This is a genomic window from Novosphingobium sp. NPDC080210 (genome assembly GCF_050281025.1).
Classification (GTDB): Bacteria; Pseudomonadota; Alphaproteobacteria; order Sphingomonadales; family Sphingomonadaceae; genus Novosphingobium.
The window spans coordinates 200,496-221,679 of record NZ_JBNNWL010000001.1 but is presented as its reverse complement, the minus strand read 5'-3'; the positions used below and the strand labels follow the sequence as shown (position 1 = coordinate 221,679).

The window sequence follows — 21,184 nt, the reverse complement described above, 5'->3', positions numbered from 1 at the left end:
AAACGCCCCGCCGCTTACTCCAGTTCCAGGATCACCGCATCGACCGCCAGACTGTCGCCCGCCTTGGCATTGACCTTCTTGACCGTAGCGGACTTCTCGGCGCGCAGGATGTTCTCCATCTTCATCGCCTCGACCACGGCCAGCGGCTGTCCGGCCTCGACCTTGTCCCCCTCGGCCACGTGCAGCGCGACCAGCAGGCCGGGCATCGGGCAGATCAGGAACTTGGACAGGTCTGGCGGCACCTTCTCGATCATGTGCTGGGTCAGGTTCGCCACCCGTGCAGGCAGGATCTGCACATTGTGGATCGCGCCGCGCGTCGTCATCTTCAGGCCGGTGCGGGTCGGCTCCAGCTTGACGCCGTAGGTCTGCCCTTCGACGTGCGCTTCGATCAGGCGCTCGCCGGGAGTGTAGCTGATGCCGATGTCGAGCGGCTCGCCGTTGACCAGCACTTCCTCTTCCAGCTCAACCGTGAAGGTCCGCCCGCCAATCTTCACCGACCAATCGTAGGGCGGTTCAAGCTCACCGTTGAGCTGCTGGTCGATCTGCCGCGCCCGGTCGGCCCGCGCCGTGGCGACGAAACCGGCAATTGCGGCTAGGTGGCCCAGCGCCTCGTCCGAAGTCGCCGCGCCGCTGAAGCCGTCCGGATACTCCTCGGCAATGAAGCCGGTGGTCAGTTCGCCCGAGCGGAAGCGCGGGTGCTGCATGATGGCGGAAACGAAGTCGATGTTGTGACCCAGCCCCTCGATCTCGAACCGGTCGAGCGCTTCGATCTGCTTGTCGGCCGCTTCGTCGCGGGTCTTGCCCCAGGTGATCAGTTTGGCGATCATCGGGTCATAGAACATGGAGACTTCGCCGCCTTCATAGACGCCATCGTCCACGCGCACGCCGTCCACGCCGCGGCGTCCGTTGCCGTCCTCATCCTCGGTCCAGCCATCGACCGGTGGCTGGTAGCGCACCAGACGGCCCGTGCTGGGCAGGAAGCCGCGATAGGGGTCTTCGGCATAGACGCGGTTCTCGATCGCCCAGCCCTCGATCTTGATGTCGTCCTGAGTGAAGGCCAGCTTCTCGCCCGCAGCCACGCGGATCATCTGTTCGACCAGGTCAATCCCGGTGATGCATTCGGTGACCGGATGCTCCACCTGCAGGCGGGTGTTCATTTCCAGGAAGTAGAAGCTCTCCCCGCTGGGGTCCGCGCCCGAGACGATCAGCTCGACCGTACCGGCGCTGTAATAGCCGACCGCGCGGGCCAGGGCGACGCACTGTTCGCCCATCGCCTTGCGCATCTTGGGCGTCACGAAAGGCGACGGCGCTTCTTCCACCACCTTCTGGTGGCGGCGCTGGATCGAGCATTCGCGCTCATTCAGGTAGAGGATGTTGCCATGCTGGTCGCCCAGGATCTGGATTTCGATGTGGCGCGGGTTGAGGATGAACTTCTCGATAAAGACGCGGTCGTCGCCGAACGAGTTCAGGCCCTCGCGCTTCACCGCTTCAAAGCCTTCGCGCACGTCCTTTTCGTCATAGGCCAGGCGCATGCCCTTGCCGCCGCCGCCCGCGCTGGCCTTCATCATCACTGGATAGCCGATCTCGTTCGAGATGCGCACCGCGTGCTCGGTATCCTCGATCTCACCGACAAAGCCAGGGACGACATTGACGCCCGCTTCCTTGGCCAGCTTCTTGGATTCGATCTTGTCGCCCATCGCCGCAATCGCGCCGACCGGCGGGCCGATGAAGGCAATGCCCTCAGCCGCGAGCTGCTCGGCAAACGAGGTACGCTCGGACAGGAAGCCATAGCCCGGGTGAACCGCTTCGGCCCCGGTCTGCTTGCACGCGGCGATGATCTTGTCCGCGATCAAATAGGACTGCGCGGCGGGCGACGGGCCGATGTGCACGGCCTCGTCCGCCATCTGCACGAACGGCGCGCGGGCATCGGCATCGGAATAGACCGCGACGGTCTGGATACCCATGCGGCGGGCAGTCTTGATCACCCGGCATGCGATTTCGCCACGGTTGGCGATGAGGATTTTCTTGAACATTCAGCGATCCAGTCTGATCTGAATTGGATTGGTTGGAGCTTGTTGTTCGCCACTCTCGTCACCCTGAACTTGTTTCAGGGTCCATCGCGCCCCGCAGACCTTTGGCTGGATCGGCGAGATGGATGCTGAAACAAGTTCAGCATGACGGAAGAGACGGAAAGCCGACATGGCGCTCAGACCTGCTCGAGCGCCTGGGCCAGATCGGCCACGATATCGTCGATATGCTCGATACCGACCGAAACGCGGATCACGTCCGGACCGGCCCCGGCCTCGACCTGCGCGGCTTCTTCAAGCTGGCGGTGGGTGGTCGAGCTGGGGTGGATGATCAGCGAGCGGGTGTCGCCCAGGTTCGCCAGGTGGCTGAACAGCTTGACCGACTGGACCAGCTTGACCCCGGCCTCGTACCCGCCCTTCACGCCAAAGGTGAAGACCGAGCCGAACTTGCCGCCCAGGTACCGATGCGCAAGCTGGTGATAGGGGCTTTCCGGCAGGCCCGAATAGCTGACCCAGGCCACCTTGGGATGGTTCTGGAGCCACTGCGCCAGGTGCAGCGCATTGGCGCAGTGCCGCTCCATCCGCAGGGCCAGGGTTTCCATGCCGGTGAGGATCTGGAAGGCGTTCATCGGTGCCAGCTGCGGCCCCAGATCCCGCATACCCAGCGCGCGGCAGGCGAGAATGAAGGCCAGATTGCCGAAGGCCTCGGTAAAGACCTTGCCGTGATAGCTGGGGTTGGGCTGCGACAGGTACGGATACTTGCCGTCCTTCGCCCAGTCGAACCGACCCGCGTCCACGATCACGCCGCCCAGCGAATTGCCATGGCCGCCGAGGAACTTGGTGGCCGAATGAACCACGATGTCCGCGCGGTGCTCGATCGGGCGACACAACATCGGCGAAGCCATGGTGTTGTCGACGATCAGCGGAACGCCAGCGGCATGGGCCACTTCGGCAATGGCGGCAATGTCCTGAACCACCCCGCCCGGATTGGCGAGGCTTTCGATGAACACCGCGCGGGTCTTGTCGGTGATCGCAGCCGCCACATTGGCCGGATCGTCGGCGTCGACGAACTTCGCGTGCCAGTCCATCTTGCGGAACGAATGGGCCAGCTGGTTGAGCGAGCCGCCATAAAGCTTTTTCGCCGCAACGATTTCGCAGCCCGGCTCCATCAGGGTGTGGAACGCCAGGAACTGCGCGGCATGGCCAGAGGCACAGCCCAGCGCCGCCGCGCCGCCTTCCAGCGCGGCAATCTTGCCTTCGAAGGCCCCGTTGGTGGGGTTCATCAGGCGGGTGTAGATGTTGCCGAACTGCTCCAGATTGAACAGCGCCGCCGCGTGATCGACATCGTCGAACACATAGCTGGCGGTCTGATAGATCGGCGTGATCCGCGCCTTGGTGGTCGGATCAGGCTCGCACCCGGCATGAATGGTCAGCGTTTCAAGCTTCTGCGTCATCGGTGCCTCCTTCAGGCGTCAAGCGGCGGCATGTTGTGGCCCAGTAGGCGGAGCATGTCCGCCGCGCATTCGACCACGTTGGAGCCGGGGCCATAGATGCCCTGCACCCCGGCTTCGCGCAGGAAGTCATAGTCCTGCGGCGGAATGACCCCGCCCGCGACGACCTTGATGTCGGCGCGGCCAGCAGCCTTGAGATGGCCGATCAGTTCCGGGATCAGCGTCTTGTGCCCGGCGGCAAGCGAGGATGCACCGACTGCGTCGACGTCATTCGCAAGCGCCAGTTGCGCGGCCTCTTCCGGGGTCTGGAACAGCGGTCCGCTGGTCACGTCAAAGCCCATGTCGGAAAACGCGGACGCAATCACGTTCGCGCCGCGGTCGTGCCCGTCCTGACCCATCTTGGCGACCAGCATGCGGGGCTTGCGGCCCAGACGGCGGGTCACAGCCTCAACCCCTTCGATCACCTGGTTGTAGCGCGTATCCTCGGCATAGGCTGCGCCGTAGATGCCCTTGACCGGAGTCGGTACAGTGCCGAAGCGGCCGAACACGGCTTCCATTGCGTCGGAGATCTCGCCCAGCGTGGCCCGCTGGCGGGCAGCTTCGACTGCTAGCTCCAGCAGATTGGCACCTGACTTCGCGCCTTCGGTCAGGGCGGCAAGAGCGGCCTGGCACTTCGCCTCGTCGCGGGTTTCGCGCACGCGCTTCAGCCGGGCAATCTGCCCTTCGCGCACGGCGTGGTTATCGACTTCCAGCGTTTCCAGCTGGTCTTCGTTGGCGAGGCGGTACTTGTTGACGCCGACGATCACGTCCTCGCCCCGGTCCACCCGGGCCTGGCGCGCAGCGGCGGCTTCCTCGATCATCGCCTTGGGCCAACCGGCGGCAACCGCCTTGGCCATGCCGCCCTCGGCATCGACGCGTTCGATGATTTCCCACGCCTTATCGACCAGTTCCTGAGTCAGCGCTTCGATGTAGTACGACCCGCCCAGCGGATCGACCACGTTGCACATGCCCGTTTCTTCCTGGATCACGATCTGGGTGTTGCGGGCAATGCGGGCCGAAAAATCAGTCGGCAGGGCAATCGCCTCGTCCAGGGCATTGGTGTGGAGCGACTGGGTTCCGCCCAGCATCGCGGCCATGGCCTCGATCGTGGTGCGGATGACGTTGTTGTAGGGGTCCTGCTCCTGCAGCGACACGCCCGAGGTCTGGCAGTGGGTGCGCAGCATCTTGGAGCGTTCGTCCTTGGCCCCCAACTGCGTCATCACCCGGTGCCACAGCACGCGCGCGGCGCGCAGCTTGGCAACTTCCATGAAGAAGTTCATGCCGATGGCGAAGAAGAACGACAGGCGTCCGGCGAACTTGTCGATGTCCAGCCCGCTGGCCACGCCGTACTTCACGTATTCCATGCCATCGGCAATGGTGAAGGCCAGTTCCTGAACCTGCGTCGCCCCGGCTTCCTGCATGTGATAGCCGGAAATCGAAATGCTGTTGAATTTCGGCATCTTGGCGCTGGTATAGGCGAAAATGTCCGAAATGATCCGCATGCTGGGTTCGGGCGGGTAGATATAGGTATTGCGGACCATGAACTCCTTGAGGATGTCGTTCTGGATGGTCCCGTCGAGCTGCTCGGTCGGAACGCCCTGTTCCTCGCCCGCAACGATGAAGAAGGCCAGGATCGGGATGACCGCGCCGTTCATGGTCATCGAGACGGACATCTTGTCGAGCGGGATGCCGTCGAACAGGATCTTCATGTCCTCGACGCTGTCGATGGCAACCCCGGCCTTGCCCACGTCGCCCACCACGCGCGGGTGATCGCTGTCATAGCCGCGGTGCGTGGCAAGGTCGAAGGCGACCGACAGGCCCTTTTGCCCTGCCGCCAGGTTGCGGCGATAGAAAGCGTTCGATTCCTCGGCCGTCGAAAAACCGGCGTACTGGCGGATCGTCCAGGGACGCCCGGCATACATGCTGGCCCGCACCCCGCGCGTGAATGGCGCGAAGCCCGGCAGGCCCGGATCGGCCTTCACGTCGTCCGCCGTGTAAAGCGGCTTTACCGCGATGCCTTCGGGCGTATGCCAGGTCAGGTCCTTACCTTTGACCTCTTTCGCCGCTGCGGCCTGCCAGTCTTCGATCTTCGCCATTACTTCCACTCGATTAAGTTGACACTTGCGCGGTGTCTTTGTCCGGACTGGGCCCCGGCCTGCGCCGGGGTGACGCTTCTTTTCGTCATCCCGGCGCAGGCCGGGACCCAGTCCAGCAAAGAACTGCTTACTTACCCTTGAACTCGGCCTTGCGCTTTTGCAGGAAGGCCATGCCGCCTTCCGCCGCATCCTCGCTGGCTCCAGCCACGCGCTGGCCTTCGGCTTCGGCCAGAAGAACCTGGCTGAGCGTGCCGTCCAGCGCGGTCTGGATGTTGGCCTTCATGGTCGAGTAGGACACGGTCGGCCCTTCCGACAGGCGGGTGGCGAGCGCCATGGCTTCGTCCATCAGCGCTTCGTCGGCGACCGCCTTGTAGATCAGGCCCCAGTCCTCGGCCTGCTCGGCCCCGATCTTTTCGCCCAGCATCATCATGCGGGTGGCACGGGCACGACCAATCGCGCGGGCGAGCAGCCAGGTGCTGCCGCCGTCCGGCACCAGGCCGATATTGACGAAGGCTTGCAGGAAATAGGCGCTCTTGCCCGCCAGGACAAAATCGCCCGCCAGCGCAATCGAGCAGCCGACACCAGCCGCTGCACCGTTGACGGCGGTCACCACCGGCACAGGGCAGCGCAGGATCTGCGTGATCAGCGGGTTGTAATAGTTCTGCAGCGCACGGTGGCTGCCGCCCTTCTGCTGGATCGCGCTCTGTTCGCCGCGCGCTGCCAGGTCCGCACCCGAGCAGAAGCCCTTGCCCGCACCCGTGATCAGAACCGCACGCGCATCGCCCAGGTCATAGAACACCGCGCCCAGTTCTTCCGCCAGCGGGATCGACGCCGCGTTGAGGCGTTCAGGCCGGTTCAGCGTGATCTTCAGCACGTTGCCCACGCGTTCGGTCAGGATCGTTTCGTATTCAGCCATCGTCTTTCCCTCTCTCCATTCTTTGGGGCCCGCCGGGTGAGCGAAGCCCTATTCAGTGCGCTTCTTTCGGCGTTTCCATGATCTCGGTCAGCACGCCCTGCATGTCGCGGGGGTGGACGAAGAAGATCAGCGTGCCATGCGCGCCGATGCGGGGTTCGCCCAGCGCGCGCTTGCCCTGGCTTTCGAACCAGGCCTTGGCCGCGTGAATGTCTGGCACTTCGTAGCAGACGTGGTGCTGCCCGCCCGCCGGGTTCTTTTCCAGAAAGCTGGCGATCGAGGTGTTGCCGGGAAGCGGCTCGATCAGTTCGATCTGCGTGCCGTTCAGCGCGCCATCCGCGCCGGGGGTATCGACGAAGCAGACCTTCACGCCCTGGTCCGGCAGGTCGAACGGTTCGTGAATCTTCGTCGCGCCCATCACATCGCGGTAGAACACGATGGATTCCGCGATGGACGGCGTTGCAACGCCGATGTGGTTCAGACGGCCAAGCTTCATGGGTAATTCCTTACAGCGGAATGTTGTCGTGCTTCTTCCACGGGTTCTCGAGGCTCTTGTTGCGCAGCTTGCGCAGGCCGAGAGCAATGCGGCGGCGGGTGGAGTGCGGGTGGATCACCTCGTCGATGAAGCCCTTGCTCGCCGCCACGAAGGGATTGGCGAAACGGTCTTCGTATTCCTTGGTCCGCTCGGCAATCTTGTCGGGATCGCCGATGTCCTGACGGAAGATGATCTCCACCGCGCCCTTGGCCCCCATCACGGCGATTTCCCCGGTCGGCCAGGAATAGTTGAGATCGCCGCGCAGGTGCTTGGAACTCATCACGCAATATGCCCCGCCATAGGCCTTGCGGGTGATGACGGTGATCTTGGGCACGGTTGCTTCGGCGTAGGCGAACAGCAGCTTTGCCCCGTGCTTGATGATCCCGCCGTATTCCTGCGCCGTTCCCGGCAGGAAGCCCGGCACGTCGACAAAGGTCAGGATCGGGATTTCAAACGCATCGCAGAACCGGACAAAGCGGGCCGCCTTCTTGCTGGCATTGATGTCCAGCACCCCGGCCAGCACCATCGGCTGATTGGCAACCACGCCTACGGTGCGCCCTTCGATCCGGCCAAAGCCGACGATGATATTGGCGGCATGGGTCGGCTGGATTTCGAAGAAATCGCCTTCGTCCAGGACCTTCCGGACCACTTCATGCATGTCATAGGGCTGGTTGGCATTGGCCGGGATCAGGGTATCCAGGCTGTCCTCGATCCGGTCCCACGGGTCATTGGTCGGCCGCTCCGGCACACCGCTGCGATTGTTGAGCGGCAGATAATCGATCAGGTCACGCGCAGTCAGCAATGCCTCGATGTCGTTTTCCAAAGCCAGGTCTGCGACCGAAGTCTTGGTCGCGTGCGTCACCGCGCCGCCCAGTTCTTCCTGCGTAACAATCTCGTTGGTGACCGTCTTGACCACGTCCGGACCGGTGACGAACATGTAGGAGCTGTCCTTCACCATGAAGATGAAGTCGGTCATCGCGGGCGAATAGACCGCCCCGCCCGCACAGGGCCCCATGATCAGCGAAAGCTGCGGGACCACACCCGAAGCCAGCACGTTGCGCTGGAAAATTTCCGTATAGCCGCCCAGCGAGGCGACCCCCTCCTGGATGCGCGCGCCGCCGGAATCGTTCAGGCCGATCACCGGCGCGCCAACCTTCATCGCCGCGTCCATGATCTTGCAGATCTTCATCGCGTGGCGTTCCGACACGGCACCACCGAACACGGTGAAGTCCTGGGCATAGGCATAGACCAGGCGGCCATTGATCGTGCCGCTTCCGGTGACCACACCGTCGCCCGGAATGGTCGTATCGGGCATGCCGAAGTCAACGCAGTTGTGTTCAACATACATGTCGAGTTCTTCGAAGCTGCCTTCGTCAAGCAGCACTTCAAGCCGCTCTCGCGCGGTAAGCTTGCCCTTGGCGTGCTGTGCATCGATCCGCTTTTGCCCACCGCCCAGTCGGGCTGCAGCGCGGCGCTTTTCCATTTCTGCGATATTTGCGGACATGGTCCCTCGTCCCGGTAATTCCGAAAGGTCGGGCATGGCGAGCGAGACAGGCAATGTCCAATGTGAATTTGCAAAGTTGCAAAGTCAGAGTTTGCAAAACTTCCATAAACTGCCAATAACCTCAGCGCCTCCTTTTCTTCTCTGCGTCTCTGCGTGAACTCATCCGAAGATTGGTTCACGCAGAGACGCAGAGAAGAACCACCGAGACGCAGAGGGATAGCGATGAAACGGCGGATTTTTGCAGGGGAACAATTGAGGGCGCTGCGCGCGGAGCGGGGGCTGAACCAGGCGGCGATGGGCGACCTGCTGGGGATTTCGACCAGCTACCTCTCGCAGCTTGAGAATGACGACCGGCCGCTTACCCCGGCCCTGATCGAGCGGCTGAGCCGCGCCTTCCCGCTGGACTGGCGCGAGATCGGTGCGGGCGATGCGGAAACGCGGCTGGCTGCCCTGCGCGAGGCCAATGCCGATCCGATCTTTGCCGAGCCAATCGACGCTGCCCATCTCGCGCGCTTTGCAGAGCAGCAGCCTGCCCTGGCCGAACGCTTCATTGCCCTGCACGAAGCCTACCGCCGCGCGGGGCAGCGGCTGGCCATGGTGGACGAGGCACTGTCAGCCGAAACCGGCTCGGTCGCTCGCCTGCCGTGGGAGGAAGTGCGCGACTGGTTCCACCTGGAGAACAACTACGTCGACAGCCTCGACCGTGCGGCAGAGGCGCTTGCCGGGCAGTTGGGCGGGCTTTCGCCCGATACCGGCGCCATCGAAACCTATCTGAAGGAAGCGCTTTCTATCTCCCTGATCTATTCCGAACAGGCGGGACTGCGCTCGTTCGATGCCGAAATGGGGCACCTGACCGTCGATCCGGGGCAACCAAGCGAAAGCCGCCGCTTTCAATTGGCACACCAACTGGCCGCCCTGGCGCTGAAGGATGAAATTGCCGCCGTGGTTGAGAACGCGCGGCTCAACAGTGCGGCATCGCGCCAGCTGCTGTTCGTCGGCCTATGCAACTATGCGGCCGGTGCCCTGCTGATGCCCTACCGCCGCTTTCGCGCCGAAGCACGCGAAGTGCGTCATGACATCGACCGGCTGGCGCAGATCTTCGGCACCAGCTTCGAACAGACCTGCCACCGCCTTTCCACTCTGCAACGCGAAGAGGCCAAGGGCGTCCCGTTCTTCTTCTGCCGGGTCGACATGGCCGGGAACATCACCAAGCGCCACTCCGCCACCCGCCTGCAATTCGCGCGGTTCGGCGGGGCCTGCCCGCTGTGGATCGTGCACGAAGCCGTGGCGATTCCCGACCGCATCCTGGTGCAACTGGCGGAAACGCCGGACGGGGTGCGCTATGTCTCGATGGCCAAGGGGCTGGTGAAGCCCAGCGGCTCCTACCAGCGCGCACCGCGCCGCTATGCCGTCGCGCTCGGCTGCGAGGCCGAGCACGCGAGCGAATTCGTCTATGCCGACGGGCTGGACCTGACTGCCGCCGCCGCCGCAACCCGCATCGGCATATCCTGCCGCATCTGCCCGCGCGGCGACTGCGACCAGCGCGCCTTCCCGCCCAGCGACCGCCCAATCAGCGTCGACCCCGACCAGCGCGGGGTCGTGCCGTACCGCGTGGGCTAGAACCGCAGCATGATCGACCGCGCCAGGGTGGGCGAGATCGAATGGACGAGTTGCAGCACCTTGACCATGCCGACGTTCACTTCGTCTGCATTGCTTTCGATCCCGGCGACGATCTGGCGCGCACATTCATCCGGGGCCATCTTGCGGTTGCCCCGCCCTGCGGTAAGCTTCGTTTCCACCACCGGCGGGAGCGCTTCGAGGACATGCACCGAGGTGTCCTTCAACTGCGCCCGCAAGGCCTGGGAATAGGACCGCAGCGCCGCCTTGGTCGCGCAATAGACCGGGCCGCCTGCCCGCGGCGCAATGGCAAGGCCTGAAGTGACGTTAACGATCATCGCCTCTGGCCGCGCCTTCAGCACCGGCATCAGGGCCGTAATCAAATGGATCGGCGCATTGAGGTTGAGGAAGATCGTCGCATCGCTGGCGACCAGGTCAGGCAGCCCCGGATCGCGGAAGTCATGATCCACCCCCGCCCCGGCATTGTTGACCAGAATGTCGATCTGCCGACCGGAAAGCGCCGCCAGGACCGCGTCTACTCCAGGCTGTGCGCCAAGATCGGCCTCGATCACTTCGAACCCATCGGCCCGCGTCGCCGCGCAGCGTTCCGGATTGCGCCCCTGGGTAATGACAGTCGCGCCCTTGCCGCGCAGTTGGCGGATCAATTGCGCCCCGATCCCGTCCGTGCCGCCGGTGACGAAAATGGTTTTGCCCGCGATCTGCATGGCATTCTCCCCTTTATTGTTTGCGGTGCAGACTAATGAGGCGCCGGGCGGATGCAAATCGAAAGGTCAGACCGCCAGGGTCCGGGTCGTCGCCGGGACTTGCTGCTTGGCGCGCCGTCCCCAGGCCTCGACCGTGTGCCACGAGAGCCAGGCGCAGAAGGTTGCGCCGATCAGGCAGACCGCAACCGACTGCCAATAGGGCAGCGTGTCCCGCGTTATCAGCGAAATCAGGAAGTGCCAGAGGTAGATCCCGTAAGAAAGCTTGCCGAGGAACACTGCCGGAGCAGACCGAAAAAGCCGCACTTCCTCCAGCTTTCGCGGGTGGACCAGAGCGACGATCAAGGCGGCAGTAGCGATTTCTACGCCCACCGCCGCCATCGGATAGATCAGCCGGTGATGCCATGGGAGCGCGATGCTTACGATCACAAGCAGCAGCGCGGGTAACTGCGGGCCGATCTGCGGTAGTGCACTTCCGCTCGCAGCCCGCTCACGCAACCACAAGGCCAGCCAGCAACCGAGCAGGATGCCCGCCAAGCGGGTATCGAAGCGATAGTAGGCCAGGTCCCATTCGACCGACAGGAAGTTCAGCGTCCGCCACAGCGTCGCCGCCAGATAGAGCGGCAAGGCCATCTGCGCAGGTCGGCGGGATCGCAGCACGAAGGGCAGGACCAGCGGCCAAGCGAGATAGAAATGCTCTTCCACCGCCAGCGACCAGGTGTGCCGCAGAAACTCCGGCACGCCCCAGATGGCGCGACCATAATCGGAAAGGTAGGCGGCACTGACCAGGCTGTCGCGGACATGGTTGGCAAGGCCATATTCGGGCCAGACGAACGGCGCGGCGACCAGGTACACCAGGCAAAGCAGCAGCAGCGCAGGCATCAAGCGGAAGAAGCGCCGCAGATAAAATGGCCAGACGGCAATGCGTCCCCGTGCCGCATACTGCCCGGCCAGGATGCCGGTGATCAGATAACCGCTCAGGACGAAGAAGATATCGACGCCGATGAAGCCGCCGCCAAAGGGACCGTTCCCGGCGTGAAAAGCCACGACTGCCAGCACCGCCAGCGCCCGCAGGCCGTCAAGCTCGGGAACGTAGCGGTCCATCAGCGCATCAGCACCAGTTCCTCGGCCATGCTTGGGTGCAAGGCGACCGTTTCATCGAACTGCGCCTTGGTCAGCCCCGCCTTCACCGCGATAGCAGCGGCCTGGAGGATTTCCGGGGAATCCGGGCCGATCATGTGCACGCCCAGCACCTTGTCCGTCTCCGGATCGACCACCAGCTTGTAGTATCCCCGCTCTGCCACGGCCGAGAACATGTTCTGCATCGGGCGGAAGTCCGACTTGAACACCTTCACATTGCCGTGGACCAGCCGCGCCTGCTCTTCGGTCAGGCCGACTGCGGCAATCGGCGGTTGGGTGAAAACCGCGCTGGGGATATTGTCATAAGCGGTCGTGCGCGGCGCCTTGCCGAAAACGGTATCGGCAAAGGCATGGCCCTCGCGGATGGCGACCGGGGTCAGCTGCACCCGGTCGGTCACGTCGCCCACGGCATAGATGCTGTCGCAGCTGGTCTTGTTGAATTCATCGACCGGAACTTCGCCGCCCGCACCCAACGCGATCCCGGCGTTTTCCAGGCCAAGCCCAGCGGTCTTGGGCCGGCGACCCGTGGCGACCATCACGACGTCTGCGGCAATTGGTTCCCCTTCGCCCGCATGGACCAGCAGTGATCCATCGGCCTGCTTCTCGACCTTGCTGATCGGACGGTTGAAGCCGAATTCGATCCCGCGCGCCTGCATGATCGGCAGGAGGCGGTCGGTCAGGTCATGATCATAGCCGCGCAGGATCTTGTCGCTGCGGTTGATCACGGTCACCTGGCTTCCCAGCGCGTTGAACACCCCGGCGAATTCCAGCGCGATATAGCCCGCCCCCTGGATCACCACCCGCTTCGGCAGTTCCGGCAAGTGGAACACCTCGTTCGACGTGATGCAGTGCTCTGCTCCGTCGATCTCCGGCATGACCGGCCAGGCGCCGACCGCGATCAGGATATATTTCGCGCTGATCTCGCGCCCACTGGCCAGTCGCACCGTGTTAGGCCCGGCAACGGTCGCGCGTTCGTGGAAGTGATCGACCTTGTTGCTGTCCAGCGTGTTCGTATAGGCCCGCTCCAGCCGGTCCACGTCGCTAGCGACGAAATCGCGCAGCTTGGCCCAGTCAAAGCTCTTGCCTTCCAGGGTCCAGCCATAGGTCGGCGCGTCTTCCAGGCTGTGAGCAAAGTGCGAGGCATAGACCAGCAGCTTCTTGGGCACGCAGCCGCGGATCACGCAGGTGCCGCCCACGCGGAACTCTTCCGCAACAGCCACCCGCGCCCCGTGGGAGGCAGCAATGCGGCTGGCCCGCACTCCGCCCGAACCGGCACCGATCACGAAAAGGTCGTAGTCAAAATTTGTCATGCGCCGGATATGGAGCCTGGCAGGCCGCTTTGCCAAACGGTTTTGCTGGTCAGAGTGATTGACCGGCAAACACCCAGTTCGCACCTACCGTCACCCTGAACTTGTTTCAGGGTCCATCCCTCCGCTTAGCCCAGCTGGTGCACGGAGGAGCAAACGGCACCGTAGCCTAGTATCCCAGACCACTGGTTTCGTCCGCACCATGGACCCTGAAACAAGTTCAGGGTGACGGTAGCCTTCAGAAGCTGCCTACTTGATCCCCGCCTCTGCCAGCAGCGCCTCGGTGCTGGCGTCGAACTTCGTGCCTCCACCCAGGATCGACTTGGCGATTTCCTTGCCAAGCTCCACCCCGAACTGGTCGAAGGCGTTGATTTCCATCAGCACGGCATTGGCGAAAGTGCGGTGTTCGTGGAACGCGATCAGGGCGCCAAGGGTGGCGGGGTTCAGGTCTTCGCACAGGATCGTGGCCGAGGGGCGGTCACCCGGATAGGCGCGTGCGCCGTCCTTCGCTTCCTTGCCCGCCATCAGCGCCGCCCCTTGGGCAAAGCAATTGGCCAGCAAGTTGCGGTGATGCGCCGGATCCAGGCTGTCGCCCGGAATGATCGCCGCGATGAAATCGACCGGGACCAGGTTCGTGCCCTGGTGGAGCAACTGGAACACGGCATGCTGCGCGTCGGTCCCCACCCCGCCCCAGGTGATCGGTGCAGTCGGGCCGTCCACTGGCGAGCCATCGGCCTTCACGCTCTTGCCGTTCGATTCCATCTCAAGCTGCTGGAGATAGCTGGGGAGCAGGCGCAGCCGCTCGTCATAGGCAAAGCAGGCCCGCGTCTGGCAGCCGCGCAAACGGGCGTAGTAAAGGTCGGCATAGGCCGCGCGCAGCGGCAGGTTGGCCAGGCCGTCGCTTTCCAGGAAGTGCCGGTCCATCGCCGCTGCCCCTTCCAGGAATTCGGCGAAATCGTCCCACCCAAGCGCCAGCGCGACCGGAAAGCCAATCGAGGACCACAGCGAATAACGCCCACCGACGCTTTCCGGGAACGGCAGGACGCGCGTCTCGTCCACCCCCCAATCAACCGCCTTGTCCGGGCTGGCGGTCAGCGCCACGACCCGGCCATAGGGATCGCCCACGCCATTTTCCCGCAGCCAGTTCAGCGCCGAATCGGCATTGGTCATCGTTTCGGTCGTGGTGAAGGTCTTGGACGCCACGGCAATCAGCGTGGTCGCCGGATCGCACTTGGCAAAGGCGGCTTCCAGCGCGCAGCCATCGATATTGGAGACGATCTGGACGTCCACCTTCGCCCCGTCGCGGGTCAGCGCGTCGATCGCCAGGGCCGGACCCAGCGCGGAACCGCCGATGCCGATGTGAATCAGGTGCTTTACCTCACCCAGCGCCCCGGCATGGATCGCCTCGACCAGGCTTTTCATCCGCAGGTGCAGCGCAGTCGCTTCCTCGACCGAGGTGTCGCGTCCGATCCCGCGCAGGGCAGTATGCTCGACCGCGCGGTGTTCGGTCACGTTGATCACTTCGCCCGCGAACATCGCGCCGCGCTTGACCTTGAAGCCGACGGCATCGGCCAGAGCATCGAACTGCGCGGCATGAGCGGCATTGAGGTGGGTCTTGGACCAGTCGAACCGGATCGCCCCGCCCGGAAGGTCCAGCCGCGTCGACCAATCCGCCACGCGCGCCGGATCGGCAAAGAGCGTACCCAGCGTCGGCTTTTCCAATTTTTCAAGGGCTTGCCAGATTCCCGCCACCGTATCGCTCATCGTATCGCTCCTGCCTTTGGTCGAAAGAGCCTATGCCCGCCCGGGCTGCGCAGGCCAAGCAGCTAAAAACGTATTCAGGCCCCATACCGTAAGCACTTGACGCAGCGGCGGCGGGCAAACATGGACAGGCATATGACCGATACGACCACCGCCGCCGCTGCCGAGCCGATCAAGGCCAAGAAAGCCGAGAAGAAAGAGGATTCGTTTCCCGTCTTCGTGCTCAAGCTGGCCTTGGTGGTGCTGATTTTCCGCAGCTTCATCTTTTCGCCGTTCTACATCCCCAGCGAATCGATGCTGCCGCGCCTGATCAACGGGGACTATTTGCTGCTGGCGAAGTGGCCCTACGGCTATTCCAACCGCTCGCTCCCGCTGGGCGTGCCGCTGCTGCCTGAGAAGCGCGTGCTGGCCTCTACTCCCGAACGCGGCGACGTGGTGGTGTTCAAGAACCCGCCGCTGGGCAAGGATGACTGGATCAAGCGCGTCATCGGCCTGCCCGGCGACACGGTGCAGATGAAGGGCGGCCAGGTCTGGCTGAACGGCCAGCCGATCCCCAAGGAGGAAATCGCCCCGTTCGAGGTTGCGGTCAGCCCCAACACGCACTGCCTCTCGACCACCTTCGAAGCCAAGAATGCCGAAGGGATCGACGTCTGCCGCTATCCCCGCTTCAAGGAAACGCTCCCGGGTGGCCGCACCTACGAAGTGCTGGACCTGTTCAACAAGCCTTCGGACGATACCGACCCCTATGTCGTGCCGGAAGGCCACTTGTTCCTGATGGGCGACAACCGCGACAATTCCGAAGACAGCCGCTTTCCGGCCGAAGTCGGCGGCGGGATCGGCTTTGTCCCGATCGACAACGTGATTGGCCGGGCGACCGTGATGATGTGGTCCACCGATGGCGGGGCCGAATGGCTCAAGCCGTGGACCTGGTTCACCGCCGCCCGCTGGAACCGCATCGGCGGCACGTTCTAAGTGCTATCGCGGGAAACCCACGATTTCCTGACTGAACTGGCGGGCCGTCCGCCGGTCGATGAAGCCCTGTGGCTTGAAGCGCTGACCCACGGCAGCACCGGCGCGGCGCGGGACTATCAGCGCCTGGAATTCCTGGGCGACCGGGTGCTGGGCATGGTCATTGCCGAATGGCTCTACAAGCTCGACACGGGAAATGAGGGCAAGCTTTCGCAGCGCCTCAACGCCCTGGTCAGCCGCGCCACCTGCGCCAAGGTAGCCCGCGCCATCGGACTTGGTCCACACATCAAGCTGGGCAAACAGGCCCGCGACGACGGCGGGCAGGACAGCGACAATATCCTCGGGGACGTAATGGAGGCCCTGATCGGCGCCAGCTTCGTCACCCAGGGCTTTGACGCCACGGCTCAGGTCGTACGGCGGCTCTGGGCCGACATGGTCGCCGGGCAGGCTGGCAAGTCCAAGCATCCCAAATCGGCACTGCAGGAATGGGCTGCGGGCAACCGGCGCAAGATGCCGGAATACCGGCTGGTCGAACGCTCCGGCCCTGATCATAACGCCCGCTTTACCGTAGCGGTCGGGATCAAGGGCGTGGGCGAAGCCGAAGCCACCGGCTCCAGCATGCGCGATGCCGAGACAGCAGCCGCCGCTGCGTTTATGAAGAGGTTCGGGTGATTCCGGTTAAGCTGGCCCGCACCTGAACAAGAATTGGACGATCACATGACACAACACTGCGGCCTGGTTGCCGTTCTTGGCGCGCCCAATGCGGGCAAATCCACGCTGGTCAATGCGCTGGTCGGGCAGAAGGTCGCGATTGTCAGCGCCAAGGCGCAGACCACGCGCGCGCGGTTGATGGGGATTGCGCTGGAAGGTGACGCGCAGATCATCCTCGCCGATACCCCCGGCCTGTTCGAGCCGAAACGCCGCCTCGACCGCGCCATGGTCAATGCGGCCTGGGAGGGCGCATCAGAGGCTGATGCGATCCTGCTGGTGGTCGATGGCCGCAAGAAGAAGCTGGACTATCTGGAAAGCATCCTAGCCAGCCTGCAAGGGCGCCCGGAACGCAAGATCCTGGTGCTGAACAAGGTTGACGAAGTGGCCAAGGAGCCGCTGCTGGTCACCGCCCAGGCCCTGGCGGGCGAAGGTCAATTTGACGAGGTATTCTTCATCTCCGCCCTCACCGGCGACGGCGTGCCGGAATTGAAAACGCGGCTGGCGCAGCTGATGCCGGAAGGTCCGTGGCACTATCCGGAAGACCAGGTTTCCGACGCATCGGAACGCCTGCTCGCCTGCGAAATCACGCGTGAGCAACTTTACCGCCAGCTGCACGACGAACTGCCCTATGACAGCACGGTCCGCCCGGAAAGCTATCAGACCCGCAAGGACGGCTCGATCGAGATCCACCAGCAGATCGTCATCGCCAAGGACAGCCAGAAGGGCATCGTCCTGGGCAAAGGCGGATCACGCCTGAAAGCCATTGGCGAGGCAGCCCGCAAGGAGCTGGCCGAACTGCTGGGCGTAAAGGTCCACCTGTTCCTTCACGTCAAGGTCGACGAGCGCTGGACCGAAGACAAGGAAATCTACGAAGAACTGGGCCTGGACTGGGTTCGCTGACCGTCGTCCAGCCCCCCTTTTGCAATCCCTATCGCATCTCGTCATCCCCGCGAAGGCGGGGATCGCGCGCGGTTCAGCGCCCCGCCCGAATTCGGCCACCGCTATAGCTGAAATCCGGACAAGTCCTGCCAGCCGGGATTGGCCGCTTCGATCAACGCGATCTTCCAGGCCCGCTCCCACTTCTTAAGGCGCTTCTCCCGAACGATTGCCTCTTCAATCGTGGGATAGTCTTCAACGAGGACGAGGCGATCCAAACCATATCGTCGGCAGAAACTTGAGCCTTGGCCGGACCGATGCTGGTGAATGCGCTTCAACAAATCAGCCGTCACGCCGATGTAGAGCACACCCCCTGGCCGATTGGTCATGATATAGACAAACCCGCCGCGCATGGCACCTCCTTGGCACAGGCAAACAAGATTTCGTTATTCTACGAAACTTTATGCCATTTGCCAGCGGTCCCCGCTTTCGCGGGGACGACGAGCCGCTTGGAGTCATCCCCGCGAAAGCAGGGATCGCTGGTCATCTCCAAAACTGTCAATCGGCCTTCTTCTTCGCCGGAGCTTTCTTTGCGGGAGCCTTCTTCGGCGCCGCCTTCTTGCGCCCGCCCTTCTTGGCCGGACCCTTGGCTGCCTTTTCGGTGATCAGCACGGTTGCTTCTTCGGCGGTCAGGTCTTCCGGCTTCTTGTCACGCGGCAGGGTGGCATTGGTAGTGCCGTCGGTGACGTAGGGACCATAGCGCCCGGCCATCAGCTTCATTTCGCCGCCGCTGTCCGGGTGCGGGCCAAAGGTCTTGAGCGGTTCCGCCGGAGTGCGCGCGCCGCGACCTCCGCCATTGGCCGCATCGGCCAGCCGCGCGACCGCTGCGTTCATGCCGATGTCGAACACTTCCGCCGTGCCGCCGAGCTTCGCATACTTGCCATTGTGCGCAAGGTAGGGGCCGTAACGGCCTATGGATGCAGTAATTTCTTCCCCGCTCTCAGGATGGACGCCGACCGTGCGCGGCAGGCTGAGCAGCTTGACCGCCCAGTCCAGGTTCATTTCCGGAACGTCCTTGGGGATCGAGCTGCGCTTGGCTTCCTTGCCGCTGCCCATTTCGATGTAGGGACCGAACCGGCCAACCTTGCGGCTGATCGGCTCGCCCGTTTCCGGATGCTGGCCGATTTCGCCTTCCTCGCCCGCTGCCGAGCCGCCCGGCTGGGCAAACTTGCGGGTGAACTTGCACTCCGGATAGTTTGAACAAGCCACGAAAGCCCCGAACCGGCCACCGCGCAGCGCCAGGCGCCCGGCCCCGCACTGCGGGCACTGGCGCGGGTCGCTGCCGTCCTCCTTGGGCGGGAAGAGGTAATCATCGAGGTATTCGTCCAGCGCCTCGGTCACTTCCGAAGGCTTGCGCTCCATCACCTCGTCGCTCTTCGGTTTGAAGTCCTTCCAGAACTCCTCGAGCAGCGCCTTCCATTCCATGCGCCCGCCGGACACGTCGTCCAGCTCTTCTTCCATGCCCGCCGTGAAATCATAAGCGACATAGCGCGGGAAGAACCGTTCCAGAAACGCGGTGAGAAGTCGCCCTGATTCCTCTGCAAAAAAACGATTTTTTTCAGTTCTAACGTAGTTTCGATCCTTCAGCACCTGGATCGTCGCGGCATAGGTGGACGGACGGCCGATACCCAGTTCCTCCAGCCGCTTGACCAGCGTCGCTTCGCTGTATCGCGGCGGCGGCTGGGTGAAGTGCTGGCTGGCCTCAACCGCGCGCTTGGCCGGAGTGTCGCCCTGCACCATCGCGGGCAGCAGGCCGCTTTCGTCCTCGTCCTCGCCCGGCTTCTGGTCCAGGCTTTCGTCATAGACCGCCAAGAAGCCCGGGAACTTCACCACCTGCCCGGTCGCGCGCAGCTCATGCTTGCCGGTCGGATCGCGCAGCGTAACCGTGGTGCGTTCGATATTGGCGCTGGCCATCTGGCTGGCGATGGCGCGCTTCCAGATCAGTTCGTAAAGCCGCGCTTCGTCGCCGCTCCCATAGTGATCCTTGCCGAAATCGGTCGGCCGGATCGCCTCGTGAGCTTCCTGCGCGTTCTTCGCCTTGGTTTCATAGTGCCGCGGCTTTTCCGGCAGGTAATGGCCGTTCTGATAGCGCTCCGAGATCGCCTTGCGCGCGGCGGAAATGGCGCTGGGGTCCATCTGCACCCCGTCGGTCCGCATATAGGTGATCGCGCCCTGCTCATACAGCGTCTGCGCCACCCGCATGGTGTGCGCGGCGGCAAAGCCCAGCTTGCGCGCCGCTTCCATTTGCAGGGTCGAGGTGGTGAACGGCGGATAGGGATTGCGCCGCGTGGGCCGGGTATCGACCTCTTCCACACGGAACTGCGCGCCTTCGACCGCCGCCTTGGCGCGGTCCGCGCTGCCCTGATCGCCCAGGCTCAGCTTCTCCAGCTTTTCGCCGTCGAACTTGACCAACCGCGCAGTGAATTCCGTGCCGAGGTGTTCCAGCCGGGCCAGGACCGACCAGTACTCCTGCGGGCGGAACTTCTCGATCTCATGCTCGCGCTCGCAGATCAGGCGCAGGGCGACCGACTGGACGCGGCCCGCGCTCTTGGCTCCGGGCAGCTTGCGCCACAGCACCGGCGAAAGGGTAAAGCCGAACAGGTAATCCAGCGCGCGGCGGGCCAGGTAAGCGTCGATCAGGTCCTGGTCCAGCTCGCGCGGGTGAGCCATGGCCGTGGTCACGGCATCCTTGGTGATCGCGTTGAAGGTGACGCGCTGCACGTCCTTGGGCAGCGCCTTGCGCTTGCCCAGCAGTTCGCGCACGTGCCACGAAATCGCCTCACCTTCGCGGTCAGGGTCGGTGGCGAGGATCAGGCGGTCGGCCTGCTTGGCCAGATCGGTGATCGCCTTCACCTGGCGCTGCTTGTCGCCATAAAGCTCCCAGTCCATCTCAAAGCCTTCGTCCGGGCGGACCGAGCCATCCTTGGGCGGCAGGTCGCGGACGTGGCCATAGCTGGCGAGGACCTTGTAGTCCTTGCCCAGGTACTTCTCGATGGTCTTGGCCTTGGCCGGGGATTCTACGATGACAAGTTGCATGATGCGGCGCGGTGCCCTTCTACGCGTATGTGTACACGCGCGAGGGTGGCGAGGCTCCTATCCCCTCGTCAAGGGGGTGCGGCGCCAGGCGATGAAGAACCCCAGCGCCAGCAGCGCATCGATCCCGGCAAAGACCGCAACCGGGGGCGGCACCGGATAACCCTGCGCGAACAGACCCAGCGCCGGCACCGCAAAGACCAGCTTCTCCGCCACGGCAATCGGCATCAGCGCCCGGTACTTCACCGGATCGCCGCCAATCACCCAGAACACCGCCTGGAACACCAGCGCCAGCCCGATGAAGCCGAACAGCGTCTCGCCCATCATCGGCGGCAGAGGCGTCAGGTAAAGCGGCGTCAGCACAACCACGCCATAGATCGCGGCCCAGCGGAACATGCGGGAGGGGAAGCTGTGCATGGCGCT

The 21,184-nt window shown here is 63.7% G+C and carries 17 protein-coding genes; 4 read left to right on the top strand and 13 right to left on the bottom strand.

The features are described 5' to 3' along the window. Positions 1-14 precede the first annotated feature (14 nt). From ACQKOE_RS01075 to ACQKOE_RS01050, 6 genes are all read right to left on the bottom strand, one after another. The gene (locus tag ACQKOE_RS01075) at positions 15-2,033 is read right to left on the bottom strand and encodes a biotin carboxylase N-terminal domain-containing protein (protein ID WP_427511181.1); all 2,019 of its coding nucleotides are present in this window, start codon (positions 2,031-2,033) and stop codon (positions 15-17) included. A gap of 173 nt (positions 2,034-2,206) precedes the next feature. Then, positions 2,207-3,481, bottom strand: a complete 1,275-nt coding sequence (locus ACQKOE_RS01070) for an O-acetylhomoserine aminocarboxypropyltransferase (protein WP_427511180.1) — start codon at positions 3,479-3,481, stop codon at positions 2,207-2,209. 11 nt (positions 3,482-3,492) lie between these two features. Then, entirely contained in the window at positions 3,493-5,613 is a 2,121-nt protein-coding gene (gene scpA, locus ACQKOE_RS01065) for a methylmalonyl-CoA mutase (RefSeq protein WP_427511179.1), read from the bottom strand. Between the two features lie 127 nt (positions 5,614-5,740). Further along, positions 5,741-6,529: an enoyl-CoA hydratase-related protein gene (locus ACQKOE_RS01060; protein ID WP_427511178.1), complete on the bottom strand. Its 789-nt coding sequence runs from the start codon at positions 6,527-6,529 to the stop codon at positions 5,741-5,743. Between the two features lie 52 nt (positions 6,530-6,581). Beyond that, complete coding sequence (gene mce, locus ACQKOE_RS01055; protein ID WP_427511177.1) at positions 6,582-7,022, bottom strand: methylmalonyl-CoA epimerase; 441 nt, start codon at positions 7,020-7,022, stop codon at positions 6,582-6,584. A gap of 10 nt (positions 7,023-7,032) precedes the next feature. Beyond that, complete coding sequence (locus ACQKOE_RS01050; RefSeq protein ID WP_374592097.1) at positions 7,033-8,565, bottom strand: acyl-CoA carboxylase subunit beta; 1,533 nt, start codon at positions 8,563-8,565, stop codon at positions 7,033-7,035. Positions 8,566-8,787: 222 nt separating this feature from the next. Between ACQKOE_RS01050 and ACQKOE_RS01045 the strand changes: the two genes are divergently transcribed. Next, entirely contained in the window at positions 8,788-10,185 is a 1,398-nt protein-coding gene (locus tag ACQKOE_RS01045) for a helix-turn-helix domain-containing protein (RefSeq protein ID WP_427511176.1), read from the top strand. Here ACQKOE_RS01045 and ACQKOE_RS01040 read toward each other — a convergent pair. From ACQKOE_RS01040 to pgi, 4 genes are all read right to left on the bottom strand, one after another. After that, a complete protein-coding gene (locus ACQKOE_RS01040; protein WP_427511175.1) occupies positions 10,182-10,907 on the bottom strand; it encodes an SDR family oxidoreductase in 726 nt (241 codons plus the stop codon). The genes ACQKOE_RS01045 and ACQKOE_RS01040 overlap by 4 nt on opposite strands. Positions 10,908-10,973: 66 nt before the next feature. Continuing rightward, entirely contained in the window at positions 10,974-12,008 is a 1,035-nt protein-coding gene (locus ACQKOE_RS01035; protein ID WP_427511174.1) for an acyltransferase family protein, read from the bottom strand. Further along, a complete protein-coding gene (gene gorA, locus ACQKOE_RS01030) occupies positions 12,008-13,354 on the bottom strand; it encodes a glutathione-disulfide reductase (RefSeq protein WP_374591366.1) in 1,347 nt (448 codons plus the stop codon). Before gorA ends, ACQKOE_RS01035 begins: the two co-directional genes overlap by 1 nt. Before the next feature lie 246 nt (positions 13,355-13,600). After that, positions 13,601-15,115, bottom strand: coding sequence for a glucose-6-phosphate isomerase (gene pgi / locus ACQKOE_RS01025; protein WP_427511173.1), 1,515 nt, complete (start codon positions 15,113-15,115; stop codon positions 13,601-13,603). Between the two features lie 132 nt (positions 15,116-15,247). On the opposite strand from pgi, the gene lepB reads away from it, so the two are divergent. Genes lepB through era form a run of 3 tightly spaced genes read left to right on the top strand, consistent with a single transcriptional unit; the run spans position 15,248 to position 17,692 of the window. Continuing rightward, positions 15,248-16,084, top strand: a complete 837-nt coding sequence (gene lepB / locus ACQKOE_RS01020) for a signal peptidase I (RefSeq protein ID WP_427511172.1) — start codon at positions 15,248-15,250, stop codon at positions 16,082-16,084. Then, a complete protein-coding gene (rnc, locus tag ACQKOE_RS01015; protein WP_374591371.1) occupies positions 16,085-16,753 on the top strand; it encodes a ribonuclease III in 669 nt (222 codons plus the stop codon). It abuts the gene before it with no gap. 45 nt (positions 16,754-16,798) lie between these two features. Further along, positions 16,799-17,692 (top strand): GTPase Era, encoded by an 894-nt coding sequence (gene era, locus ACQKOE_RS01010; protein ID WP_427511171.1) that lies wholly within the window; start codon positions 16,799-16,801, stop codon positions 17,690-17,692. 101 nt (positions 17,693-17,793) lie between these two features. Here era and ACQKOE_RS01005 read toward each other — a convergent pair whose 3' ends face one another. The 3 genes from ACQKOE_RS01005 to ACQKOE_RS00995 all read right to left on the bottom strand — a co-directional run bounded on the left by ACQKOE_RS01005 (position 17,794) and on the right by ACQKOE_RS00995 (position 21,178). Continuing rightward, entirely contained in the window at positions 17,794-18,081 is a 288-nt protein-coding gene (locus ACQKOE_RS01005) for a GIY-YIG nuclease family protein (protein ID WP_427511170.1), read from the bottom strand. A gap of 145 nt (positions 18,082-18,226) precedes the next feature. After that, on the bottom strand, positions 18,227-20,764 hold the full coding sequence (gene topA, locus ACQKOE_RS01000) for a type I DNA topoisomerase (protein WP_427511169.1): 2,538 nt from the start codon (positions 20,762-20,764) through the stop codon (positions 18,227-18,229). A gap of 57 nt (positions 20,765-20,821) precedes the next feature. Beyond that, the gene (locus tag ACQKOE_RS00995) at positions 20,822-21,178 is read right to left on the bottom strand and encodes a hypothetical protein (protein ID WP_427511168.1); all 357 of its coding nucleotides are present in this window, start codon (positions 21,176-21,178) and stop codon (positions 20,822-20,824) included. Between the last annotated feature and the right edge of the window lie 6 nt (positions 21,179-21,184).